This window comes from Pseudaminobacter soli (ex Li et al. 2025), assembly GCF_029892515.1.
Taxonomy (GTDB): domain Bacteria; phylum Pseudomonadota; class Alphaproteobacteria; order Rhizobiales; family Rhizobiaceae; genus Pseudaminobacter; species Pseudaminobacter soli_A.
The window spans coordinates 1,722,161-1,734,031 of the sequence record NZ_JARXVF010000001.1; the positions used below are offsets into that span (position 1 = coordinate 1,722,161).

At 66.5% G+C, this 11,871-nt stretch carries 10 protein-coding genes; 8 read left to right on the forward strand and 2 right to left on the reverse strand.

Features of this window, described 5'->3' with window-relative positions; all coding sequences use genetic code 11:
• Positions 1-42 precede the first annotated feature (42 nt).
• Positions 43-1,113: an NAD(P)H-dependent flavin oxidoreductase gene (locus tag M2281_RS08260; RefSeq protein WP_280820579.1), complete on the forward strand. Its 1,071-nt coding sequence runs from the start codon at positions 43-45 to the stop codon at positions 1,111-1,113.
• Positions 1,114-1,122: 9 nt separating this feature from the next.
• On the opposite strand, the gene hutC is transcribed toward M2281_RS08260, so the two are convergent.
• Entirely contained in the window at positions 1,123-1,857 is a 735-nt protein-coding gene (gene hutC / locus M2281_RS08265; protein ID WP_280821155.1) for a histidine utilization repressor, read from the reverse strand.
• A gap of 44 nt (positions 1,858-1,901) precedes the next feature.
• Complete coding sequence (locus M2281_RS08270) at positions 1,902-3,254, reverse strand: formimidoylglutamate deiminase (protein WP_280820580.1); 1,353 nt, start codon at positions 3,252-3,254, stop codon at positions 1,902-1,904.
• A gap of 98 nt (positions 3,255-3,352) precedes the next feature.
• Between M2281_RS08270 and hutI the strand changes: the two genes are divergently transcribed.
• From hutI to M2281_RS08305, 7 genes are all read left to right on the forward strand, one after another.
• On the forward strand, positions 3,353-4,588 hold the full coding sequence (gene hutI / locus M2281_RS08275; protein WP_280820581.1) for an imidazolonepropionase: 1,236 nt from the start codon (positions 3,353-3,355) through the stop codon (positions 4,586-4,588).
• A complete protein-coding gene (gene hutH / locus M2281_RS08280; protein WP_280820582.1) occupies positions 4,585-6,132 on the forward strand; it encodes a histidine ammonia-lyase in 1,548 nt (515 codons plus the stop codon). The genes hutI and hutH overlap by 4 nt, the downstream gene beginning before the upstream one ends.
• Complete coding sequence (gene hutG, locus M2281_RS08285; RefSeq protein WP_280820583.1) at positions 6,129-6,947, forward strand: N-formylglutamate deformylase; 819 nt, start codon at positions 6,129-6,131, stop codon at positions 6,945-6,947. Before hutH ends, hutG begins: the two co-directional genes overlap by 4 nt.
• A gap of 32 nt (positions 6,948-6,979) precedes the next feature.
• Positions 6,980-8,656: a urocanate hydratase gene (hutU, locus tag M2281_RS08290; RefSeq protein ID WP_280820584.1), complete on the forward strand. Its 1,677-nt coding sequence runs from the start codon at positions 6,980-6,982 to the stop codon at positions 8,654-8,656.
• Between the two features lie 110 nt (positions 8,657-8,766).
• The gene (locus tag M2281_RS08295) at positions 8,767-9,351 is read left to right on the forward strand and encodes a HutD/Ves family protein (RefSeq protein ID WP_280821156.1); all 585 of its coding nucleotides are present in this window, start codon (positions 8,767-8,769) and stop codon (positions 9,349-9,351) included.
• A 318-nt stretch (positions 9,352-9,669) separates the two neighbouring features.
• Complete coding sequence (locus M2281_RS08300) at positions 9,670-9,921, forward strand: hypothetical protein (RefSeq protein ID WP_280820585.1); 252 nt, start codon at positions 9,670-9,672, stop codon at positions 9,919-9,921.
• A 193-nt stretch (positions 9,922-10,114) separates the two neighbouring features.
• On the forward strand, positions 10,115-11,869 hold the full coding sequence (locus tag M2281_RS08305; protein ID WP_280820586.1) for an ABC transporter permease: 1,755 nt from the start codon (positions 10,115-10,117) through the stop codon (positions 11,867-11,869).
• The last annotated feature ends 2 nt before the right edge of the window (positions 11,870-11,871 follow it).

The window sequence follows — 11,871 nt, forward strand, 5'->3', positions numbered from 1 at the left end:
ACCCGCAGCCAAATCAATTTTCAATATCACGGAGCGCAGCCCATGCAGACCGACCGCCGCTTCCAGGAACTCGTCGGCATCGACCTGCCGATCCTGCTCGCGCCGATGGCCGGGCCGGTGACGTCGGAAATGGCAATCGCAGTGGCGGAAGCCGGTGGTCTGGGCGCCCTGCCCTGCGCGCTGCTGTCGCCCGAACAGTTCCGGAGCGAGCTCGGCATCATAAGGCAGCGGACGTCGAAGCCCATAAACCTCAATTTCTTCTGCCACACCCCGCCCACGCCCGACGCGGCACGCGAGGCAGCGTGGCGCAAGCGTCTGGCCGGCTACTATGTCGAACTCGGCCTCGACCCGGAAGCGCCGGTGCCTAGCTCCAGCCGCACGCCCTTCGACAGCGCGCTGTGCGAGATGGTGGAGGAATACCGGCCGGAGGTGGTGAGCTTTCATTTCGGCCTGCCCGAAAAATCGCTGCTCGACCGCGTGAAGGCGGCCGGCGCAAAAGTGCTTTCGAGCGCGACCACGGTGGAGGAAGCGCGCTGGCTGGAAGACCATGGCTGCGACGCCATCATCGCGCAGGGTGCGGAAGCCGGCGGCCATCGCGGCATGTTCCTGACCGACGACGTCTCGACCCAGATCGGCACTTTCGCGCTGGTGCCACAGGTGGTGGATGCGGTTTCGGTGCCGGTGATCGCGACCGGCGGCATCACCGATGCGCGCGGCATCGTCGCTGCGTTTGCGCTCGGCGCTTCGGCGGTGCAGATCGGCACGGCCTATCTTTTCACGCCGGAGGCCAAGGTTTCGGCCCCCTACCGGCAGGCGCTGCGCTCGGCGCGCAGCGACGAGATCGCGATCACCAATGTCTTCACCGGCCGGCCCGCGCGCGGCATTGTCAACCGCATCATGCGTGAGGCTGGGCCGATGTCCGATCTGGCGCCGGCCTTCCCGCTGGCCGGCGGCGCGCTGGCACCACTCAAGGCAAAAAGCGAAGCGGCGGGCTCCGGCGATTTTTCATCGCTGTGGTCGGGGCAAGCGGTGCGTCTCGGGCGGGAAATGCCGGCCGGCGAGCTGACGCAGAGGCTGTGGGCGGAAGCGCAGGAACGGATGGGAACGGCGTAGCCGCCTGCCTCATCGCCCCTGCGAGGGCGTAAACCGCGCCACCAGCGAGTGGCTGTCGGCCGGATAGGTGAAGCGCACATGGGTGACCGGGTGCTCAGCGCTCCAGGTGCGGCGTTCGACCACCAGGCAGGGCGTGCCCGGCTCGATGCCCAGCGCTTCGGCCACCTCATGCTCGGCGGCCGTCGCCCGAATGCGATGCTCGGCAGCACTCCAGGGAACATGGCCGATCAGCCACGGACCGGGCGCGTCGATGTCGAAGGGTTCGCTGGCCGCCTCGGGCACCGCAACCAGGCTGATCAGTCGCTCTTCCAGGCAGAAGGGGCGCTGGCCGGCGAAATGCCTTGACCTCAGCGCCAGCACCGGCCCCGGCTCGGACAGTTCCAGCAAGTCGCGGTCGACGGCTGTGCTCTTGCGCTTGTGCCGCGAAAGCAGCTCGTAGCGATAGGGCAGGCCCAGCGCCTGGACCTCGGCCTTGATGTCGTGGATTTCGAGCACGGCGGCCTGCGACTGCGGCCGGCGGACAAAGCTGCCGGAACGGCGGCGGCGCTCGATCAGGCCCGCCTTGGCGAGCTCCGACAGCGCCTTGTTCACCGTCATGCGCGAGCAGCCATATTCTTCCGTCAGCTCGTGCTCGAAGGGTATGCGGTGGCCGGGCGCCCACTCGCCCGACAGGATGCGCTCACTGATATCAGCGAGAATGCGCTGATGCAGCGACGTCGGTTCCTGCTCCTTCACCGTTTCCATCTTGTCCAATCGCGTCATCCGGAAATGCCGCGGGAGCTTTTGCTTCAGCCCGCGGCAAGCTCATTCATCACAGCACGGAACTCTTCGGCAATGGCATCGCGTGCAAAATGCCGGCCCTCGGCCACAATTTTTCTGCCGTGGACCCAGACGCAATCGACGCCCGTGCCATTGGCGAAGATCCAGGCGTCGAGAATGCCGTCGCCGCGCTTGCCCGCCAGCGAGTGGTGGCCGGCATCGAGCGAGACGAAATCGGCGGAAGCGCCAACGGCGATGTCCGCCGGGCCGGCGCCCAGCGCCACCGCGCCGCCGGTCAGCGCGCCATCGAACAGCGCGCGACCGTTCGACTGGCCGGGCGCGGCCAGCACGTTGCGCTGGCGGTAGAAGAGGCGCTGCGAATATTCGAGCTGGCGCAGCTCATCGGGCAGGCCGATAAGCACGTTGGAATCGGAGCCGACGCCGAAGCGGCCGCCATGTTCGGCAAACAGCGGCGCGGGGAATGTGCCGTCGCCGAGATTGGCTTCCGTGATCGGGCAAAGGCCGGCGATCGCACCGCTGCGCGCCATGGCAATGGTTTCGGCGTCTGTCATGTGGGTGGCGTGGATGAGGCACCAGCGGCCATCGACCGGGGCGTTGGCCAGCAGCCATTCGACCGGCCGCTTGCCCGACCAGGCGATGCAGTCCTCCACCTCCTTCACCTGCTCGGCGACGTGGATGTGGATGGGGCCGTCGGTCATGCCAACGACGGTGGTGAGTTCCTCGGGCGTCACCGCGCGCAGGCTGTGCGGCGCAAGACCAACCACCGCGCCCGGCAGATTTTTCACAGCCGCGCGCGCGCCTTCGAGCAGGCGGCCAAAGCTGTCGAGATTATTGATGAAGCGGCGCTGACCCTCATTGGGTGCGGTCCCGCCGAACCCGGAATGGGAGTAGAATACCGGCAGCAGCGTCAGCCCGATCCCTGTGCGGCCGGCCGCCGATGCGATGCGGCCCGCCATCTCGGCGATATCGGCATAGTGGCCGCCGTCGCGGTCGTGATGGAGATAGTGGAACTCGCCGACGCGCGAGAAACCGGCCTCCAGCATCTCGACATAGAGCTGGCTGGCGACGGCCTCGACCTGCTCAGGCGTCATCGACAAGGCGAAGCGATACATGACCTCGCGCCACGACCAGAAACTGTCGGCACCTGGCCCGCGCGTTTCGGCCAGGCCCGCCATGCCGCGCTGGAAGGCGTGGCTGTGCAAATTGGGCATGCCGGGCACGATGATCTCGTGGCGCTCGTCGTCAGGCTGCGGGGTTGCGCCGGTTTCGATGGCGGAAACGCGGCCGTCCTTGACCGTCAGCCGCACATTGTCGTGCCACCCGTCGGCCAGCAGCGCCTGCCCGGAAAAAATCGTCGTCATCGGCCCTTCCCTCCATTCGCCCGGCGCCATCACAAGGCGCTTGCGCCGCTCATCAATATGTATATACATAACTCATCGGGATGGAAACGGAAAAGATCATGTCGCTCGCCAATAACGCGCAACCGGGACGGGTCCGCCTGTGGCGGAATGCCCGCCTCGCGACACTGGCCGAGAACGCTCCCGGCCTTGGTATTGTTGAGAACGGCGCCATCGCCGTGAAGGACGGTCGCATCGCCTATGCCGGCCCGGAGGCCGACCTGCCCGCGGCGCTGCGCGACGGCGCCGAGACCATCGAATGCGAAGGCCGCTGGATCACGCCCGGGCTGATCGACTGCCACACGCACCTCGTCCATGCCGGCGACCGCGCCAATGAATTCGAGATGCGGCTCGCGGGTGCGACCTATGAAGAAGTCGCCCGCGCCGGCGGCGGCATCGTCTCCTCGGTGAAGGCGCTGCGCGCTGCCAGCGAGGACGAGCTGGTGCGCCAATCGCTGCCGCGCCTCGACGCGCTGCTGGCCGAGGGCGTCACCACCGTCGAAATGAAATCCGGTTACGGGCTCGACCTCAAAAACGAGGCCAAATCGCTGCGCGCCGCGCGCCGGCTGGGCAACGAGCGGCCGGTGACGGTTCGCACCACCTTCCTCGGCGCGCATGCACTGCCGGTGGAGGCCAACGGCGACAAGGACGCCTATATCGCCAAGGTGGCCGACGAGATGCTGCCGGCAATCGCCGCCGAAGGTCTGGCGGATGCCGTCGACGGCTTCTGCGAGGGCATCGCTTTTTCGCCCGAGCAGATGACCCGCGTGTTCGACGCGGCCAAGGCACACGACCTGCCGGTAAAGCTGCATGCCGACCAGCTTTCCAACCTGCATGGCGCCGCCCTTGCCGCGCGCTACGGCGGGCTTTCGGCCGATCACCTCGAATATACCGACGATGAAGGTGCGGCCGCCATGGCCAAGGCCGGCACGGTGGCGGTGATCCTGCCCGGCGCGTATTATTTCATCCGCGAGACCAAGAAGCCGCCGATCGACCTCTTCCGCCGCCACGGCACGAAGATGGCGCTGGCGACCGACAACAATCCCGGCACATCGCCGCTGACTTCGCTGCTGCTGACCATGAACATGGGCGCCACGCTGTTTGCCATGACCGTCGACGAATGCATCGCCGGCGTGACCCGCGAAGCGGCGCGCGCGCTGGGACTGCTCAGCGAAACCGGCACGCTTGAAGCCGGCAAATGGGCCGACCTCGCGATCTGGGACATCGAGCGCCCGGCCGAGCTCGTCTACCGAATGGGATTCAATCCGCTGCATAGCCGCGTCTGGAGAGGTAAATGACTGAACTAGTTCTTAAGCCTGGCGAAGCCACGCTCGCCGATTGGCGTGCCATCTATCGCGGCGCCGTGCCGAAGCTGCACGAAAGCGCCCGGGCAAAAATCCAGGCCAGCGCCGACACCGTGGCGAGAATCGTTGCCATGGGCGAGCCGGTCTACGGCATCAACACCGGCTTCGGAAAGCTCGCCTCCGTGCGCATTCCGGCTTCCGACCTCGAAACGCTCCAGCGCAACATCGTGCTGTCGCATGCCGCCGGCACCGGCGAGCCGATGCCTGTGGCCGTCGTGCGGCTGATGATGGCGCTGAAGCTTTCGAGCCTCGCGCAGGGCGCCTCGGGCGTGAAGGTCGAGACCATCGAGCTTCTGCAAAAGATGCTGGCCAATGACGTGATCCCGGTTGTGCCGGCGCAGGGCTCGGTCGGCGCTTCGGGCGACCTTGCGCCGCTGTCGCACATGACCGCCACCATGATCGGCGTCGGCGAATGCTTCACCCCGCATGGTCGCGTGCCGGCCAAGGTGGCCTTCGTCTCGCACGGCCTGGAGCAGCCGGTGACGCTCGGCCCGAAGGAAGGTCTGGCGCTGCTCAACGGCACGCAGTTCTCCACCGCCTTTGCGCTGGCCGCACTGTTCGAGGCCGAGACGCTCTATCATTCGGCGCTGGTGGTTGGCGCGCTGTCGACCGATGCCGCACGCGGCTCTGACGCGCCGTTCGATCCGCGCATCCACATGCTGCGCAAGCATCGGGGCCAGATCGATACGGCCGACACGCTGCGCGCCCTGATGGAAGGCAGCGCCATCCGCGAAAGCCACCGCATCGGCGACGAGCGCGTGCAGGATCCTTACTGCCTGCGCTGCCAGCCGCAGGTGATGGGCGCGGCCCTGACCGTGCTGCGCCAGGCGGCCGACACGCTGGAGACGGAAGCCAACGGCGTCACCGACAATCCGCTGATCTTCGCCGAGGACGGCACGGCCCTTTCGGGCGGCAATTTCCACGCCGAGCCGGTGGCCTTTGCAGCCGACATGATCGCGCTGGCCGTCTGCGAGATCGGCTCCCTGTCGGAACGCCGCATCGCCATGCTGGTCGACCCCGCGCTCTCGGGCATGCCGGCCTTCCTGACGCCGAAGCCCGGCCTCAACTCCGGCTTCATGATCCCGCAGGTGACGGCGGCCGCGCTCGTTTCTGAAAACAAGCAGAAGGCCTATCCGGCAAGCGTCGATTCCATCCCGACCTCGGCCAACCAGGAAGACCATGTCTCCATGGCCGCCCATGGCGCCCGCCGACTGATGAGCATGGTGGAGAACGCCACCGCCGTGATCGGCATCGAGCTTCTAGCCGCTGCGCAGGGCTGCGACTTCCATGCGCCGCTGATCTCGAGCGCGCCGCTTGAGGCCGTGCGCAAGCTGCTGCGCGCCGAGGTGCCGCATCTCGACGACGACCGTCACTTCCATCCCGACATGGAAAAGGCCAATGCGCTGGTGCGCAGCGGCGCGGTGATCGCAGCTGCAAGCGCGGTGAAGCTGCCGAAGATTGCGGAGAGCGAGGGATGAGCAGCCAGTCCTGGCTCACCGTCACGCGGGGCGAGGCCCCGCTGCTGGTGTCGATCCCGCACACCGGCACCGACCTCGCGGGCCTCGAGGACCGTCTGGTCTCGCCCTGGCTCGGCCGCAAGGACGCCGACTGGTGGGTCGAAAAGCTCTATGACTTCGCCGCAGGGCTCGGGGCGACCGTGGTGCATACCTCGATCTCGCGCACTGTGATCGACGTCAATCGCGACCCGTCCGGCGTATCGCTCTATCCCGGGCAGGCGACGACGGAGCTTTGCCCGACCACCACTTTCGACGGCGAACCGCTCTACCGCGACGGGCAGGCGCCCAGCGCCGAAGAAATCGCCGTGCGCCGCAAGGCCTATTTCGATCCCTACCACGCCGCGCTGGCCGAAGAGCTGGCACGTCTGCGGAAGGCGAATGAAAAGGTCGTGCTCTATGACTGCCACTCGATCCGCTCGGTCATCCCGCGGCTGTTCGACGGCGAGTTGCCGGCGTTCAACCTCGGCACCAACAGCGGCGCCAGCACGGACCCGGCCCTGCAGAAGCTGGTGGCCGACATCCTCGCCGGCACCGGCGAGAGCCATGTCGTCAACGGCCGCTTCAAGGGCGGCTTCATCACCCGCAATTTCGGCAAGCCGGAAGCAGGCGTGCATGCGCTGCAGATGGAGCTTTCCTGCCGCGGCTACATGCATGAGCAGCCGGGGCCGGTGAACGCCGAGAACTGGCCGGCAGCCTATGACGCCGAATACGCCGCGCCGATGCGCGCGACGCTGACGAAAATCCTTCAAACCGCACTCGATTGGGCGCGCGCCTGAGGCGCCATCTGCCCTCCTGCTGGAGACCACGCATGACCCAACACACCCGCATCGACAATTCGCGCACCATCCGCGCCGCCACCGGCACCGAGCTCACCGCCAAGAGCTGGCTGACGGAAGCGCCGCTGCGCATGCTGATGAACAATCTCGACCCGATCGTCGCTGAAAAGCCCGGCGAACTGGTGGTCTATGGCGGCATCGGCCGCGCCGCGCGCGACTGGGACAGCTTCGACCGCATCGTCTCGGCCCTGCGCAAGCTGGAAAGCGACGAGACCCTGCTGGTGCAATCCGGCAAGCCGGTTGGCGTGTTCCGCACCCACAAGGATGCGCCGCGCGTGCTGCTCGCCAACTCCAACCTCGTGCCGCACTGGGCAACCTGGGACCACTTCAACGAGCTCGATAAGAAGGGCCTGATGATGTACGGCCAGATGACGGCCGGCTCCTGGATCTATATCGGCTCCCAGGGCATCGTTCAGGGCACCTACGAGACCTTCGTGGAGATGGGCCGCCAGCATTTCGGCGGCGACCTTTCCGGCCGCTGGATCCTGACCGCCGGCCTCGGCGGCATGGGCGGCGCGCAGCCGCTGGCCGCGACCATGGCCGGCGCCTCGTGCCTGGCCATCGAATGCCAGGCCAGCCGCATCGAGATGCGCCTGAAGACCGGCTATGTCGACGTGCAGGCCAAGGACCTCGATGACGCGCTCGCCATCATCGACAAGGCCACCAAGGAAAAGAAGGCGATCTCGGTCGCCCTGCTCGGCAATGCCGCCGAAGTCCTGCCCGAACTCGTCAAGCGCGGCGTGAAGCCGGACGCTGTGACCGACCAGACCTCGGCGCACGACCCGGTCAACGGCTATCTGCCGATCGGCTGGACCGTGGCCCAGTGGGAAGAGAAGCGCGAGCGCGACCCGAAGGCCGTCGCCAAAGCCGCCCGCGCCTCGATGGCCGTGCACGTCAAGGCAATGCTCGACTTCCACCATCAGGGCATCCCGACCGTCGACTACGGCAACAACATCCGCCAGATGGCCAAGGAGGAGGGTGTCGAAAACGCCTTCGACTTCCCGGGCTTCGTGCCGGCCTATATCCGCCCGCTGTTCTGCCGCGGCATCGGCCCGTTCCGCTGGGCGGCTCTCTCGGGCGACCCGGAGGACATCTACAAGACCGACCAGAAGGTGAAGGAGCTGACCCCCGGTAACAAGCACCTGCACAACTGGCTCGACATGGCCCGTGAGCGCATCCACTTCCAGGGCCTGCCGGCGCGCATCTGCTGGGTGGGCTTGGGCGACCGCCACCGCCTCGGCCTCGCCTTCAACGAAATGGTCGCCAAGGGCGAGCTGAAGGCGCCGGTGGTGATCGGCCGCGATCATCTCGATTCCGGTTCGGTCGCTTCGCCCAACCGCGAGACCGAAGCGATGAAGGACGGCTCGGACGCCGTGTCCGACTGGCCGCTGCTGAACGCGCTGCTCAACACCGCCTCGGGTGCGACCTGGGTGTCTCTGCACCATGGCGGCGGCGTGGGCATGGGCTTCTCGCAGCATTCGGGCATGGTCATCGTCTGCGACGGCACGGAAGACGCGGCACGCCGCCTGGAGCGCGTGCTGTGGAACGACCCGGCCACCGGCGTGATGCGCCATGCGGACGCCGGCTATGACATCGCCATCGACTGCGCCAAGGAGCACGGCCTCAACCTGCCGGGCATTCTGGGGTGAGGTGACGGCGAGCCTCGCCCTTCGGGAGAGTGTTCTCCGTTGATATTTGTGCCTGATCGCCCCCTCATCCTGCGTGGTGAGGGGGCGTTCCCATTCAGAGGTAAGCCATGATGCGCATTTTCCGTTCGGCCGACCACAAGCGCATGCCGTGGAAGAACGGTGGTGGCGTGACGACGGAAATCGCCGTCTCGCCCGATGGCGCTTCGGTCGATAATTTCGACTGGCGGCTGTCGATGGCGACGGTGGCGAGCGGCGGGCCGTTCTCGGTGTTTGCCGGCATCGACCGCACGCTGGCCGTTCTCGACGGCGACGGCCTCAGCCTCACCGTCGAGGGCATGGGAACGACCAATCTGACGACCGGCTCGGCGCCCCTGCCCTTTCCCGGCGACGCTCCTACCGGCGCTGAGCTGCTCGGCGGCACGGTGACCGATCTCAACATCATGACCCGGCGCGGCCGCCTTGCTCACACCATGCGGCGCCTGGATCTCGACGGCACGCTGGAGCTTTCGACAACGGCGCCCGAGCTCATCATTTTCTGCCATGCCGGTGCCTGCCAGGTCACGGCAGACGACAAGAACGCCGTGCTCAATTCGCACGATGCAGTGTATTTAGCCGGCTCATCAATGCTTCGGTTTGAGGCGCAGGCACCGTCTCGGCTTTTTGTCATCGAACTCGCGCCTGCCGGCCCTTTCTGAGGGCGTCCGGGCAGCATTGTGGCCGCTGCGCTTCACATTGCGGCGAGGCGCATCATCTGGTGGCAATTCAAGCTTGACACTTCAAACGCAGCGGGCGTAAGGCACCCTTGCTTCGGGTGCGCCCGAGGCAGTCAACAACAAGACGAACAGGTTATGGACAGTCATTCTAGTCGCTGTTCGGGGAAAGCTCTGAGCCGGAACCGGACAACGCATCCGTCAATCGATACCGTACCCGGCATGTCCCGCCGGGCGAGCTTCGGCAAGGCCTGACGGTCTGTCCGCTCGCTTCCGGGTCCTGTCGGGCCAAGGAGGTGAGCCATGAACAACATCATCCTCTCGTTCCGTGATCGCGAGTCCGTGCGTCTCGCAGTGCGTTCGGCAGCGCCCGTCGCTCGCAAGCACGTTCGGCCAGCTGCGTCCGCCAAAGCGGAGACCCACAACACCCAGCTGACCTGCCACTGGCAGCGTGACCAGCTGACCGGGCGGCTCGAAGGCCGCTGGTCACGCGAGTCCCGCACTCGTTCCGAAGAGGGCGTCAGTCGCAGCTTCGAATACGCTCTCGCAGCCTGACCTTCCGGTCCGCGCCGCAAACTTTCCTTTCCTGATCGCGAAGATCCTCCACCCGCCGCAACCTTTGCCGGTCGCGGCGGACGACCGCGTGCCCTTCGTCCAGAGTGACCATGCCGTCATGCCTTCGTGGCAGAAGCGGCAAGCTGGCGTCCGAACAAACTAATCTTCTGCACTCGGACATCGAGGTTCGCAAATGATCTTCCTGCCCCACAATCGCGAATCCCTGAGCGAGGCCGCCACGCTGTCGCGCGGTCGCATCGTGCCCAATGTCTATGACATCCTTGCCCTGTCGATCATGGCGGCGGTGTTCGTGCTGCTGGCGCATGCGGCCATCGCCATGCGGGGCTCGATCGAACTCTTGTCCACCGCGCCGGTGACGCTCGACCCGGCCAACCTGCCTGAATATGCGCTGCGCACGACGCTGCGCATGTTCGCGGCGATCATCGCCTCGCTGATCTTCACCTTCGTGGTGGCTACGCTGGCCGCCAAGAGCCGACGCGCGGAAATGGTGATCATTCCCGCGCTCGACATCCTGCAGTCGGTGCCGGTGCTGGGCTTCCTGACCTTCACCGTCACCTTCTTCCTGGGCCTGTTCCCCGGCAGCCAGCTCGGCGCCGAATGCGCGTCGATCTTCGCGATCTTCACCGCGCAGGCCTGGAACATGACCTTCTCCTTCTACCAGTCGCTGCGCACCGTCCCACGCGACCTCGACGAGGTTTCGCGCGGCTTCGGCCTCACTTCCTGGCAGCGCTTCTGGCGGCTGGAGGCACCGTTCGCGGCACCCGGCCTGATCTGGAACACGATGATGTCGATGTCGGGCGGCTGGTTCTTCGTCGTCGCCTCGGAAGCGATCACCGTCGGCGACACCACGGTGGAGCTGCCGGGCATCGGCTCATGGCTGGCGCTGGCGATCTCCAAGGAAAACTTCGTCGCCGTCGGCTGGGCCGTGCTCGCCATGGCGATCCTGATCCTGCTCTACGACCAGCTGCTGTTCCGGCCGATCGTGGCCTGGGCCGACAAGTTCCGCGCCGAACAGACGGCCAGCCAGCAGAAGCCGCGCTCCTGGATCTACGATCTCCTGCGCCGCACCCGTATGCTGAAGCTGATCGGCATGCCGCTGGCTGCCGCCTGGGACCGGCTGATGCTGGTGGGCGCAGGCCGCAAGCGCAAGGCGCCGGCTCTTGCCGAACCGCGCCCGACCAGCAAGCTTGCGGATCGCCTCTGGCTCGTCTTCATCGTGCTCATGGCCGCGGCCGGCGCGGTGGTGACGGTGCTCTATATCCGCCGCACGCTCGGCTGGGCGGACGTGGCCGAAGTCTTCGGCGGCGGTTTGGCGACGCTTGTGCGCGTGGCGGTTCTGGTCGCGCTCGCCAGCCTGATCTGGGTGCCGATCGGCGTGTGGGTCGGCTTGCGGCCGGCCGTCGCCCAGAAGGTGCAGCCCGTGGCCCAGTTCCTGGCGGCGTTCCCGGCAAATGTGCTGTTTCCCTTCGTCGTCATCGCCATCGTCGCCACCGGCGCCAGCCCGAATGTGTGGCTGTCGCCGCTGATGATCCTGGGCACGCAGTGGTACATCCTGTTCAACGTGATCGCCGGCGCCAGCGCCTTCCCGTCAGACCTCAGGGAAGTGGCGTCGGTGTTCAAACTGAGCTCCTGGAACTGGTGGACCAAGGTGATGCTGCCGGGCATCTTCCCCTACTATGTGACCGGCGCGCTGACCGCCACCGGCGGCTCGTGGAACGCCTCGATCGTTGCCGAGGTGGCGAGCTGGGGCAACACACATCTCGAGGCCTACGGGCTCGGCGCCTATATCGCCAAGGCAACCGAAGCCGGCGACTTCCCGCGCGTGGTGCTGGGGATCGCGGTGATGTCGCTGTTCGTGACCATGTTCAATCGCCTGCTGTGGCGTCCGCTCTACGTCTTTGCCGAGCGCCGCCTGCGCCTCGACTGAAC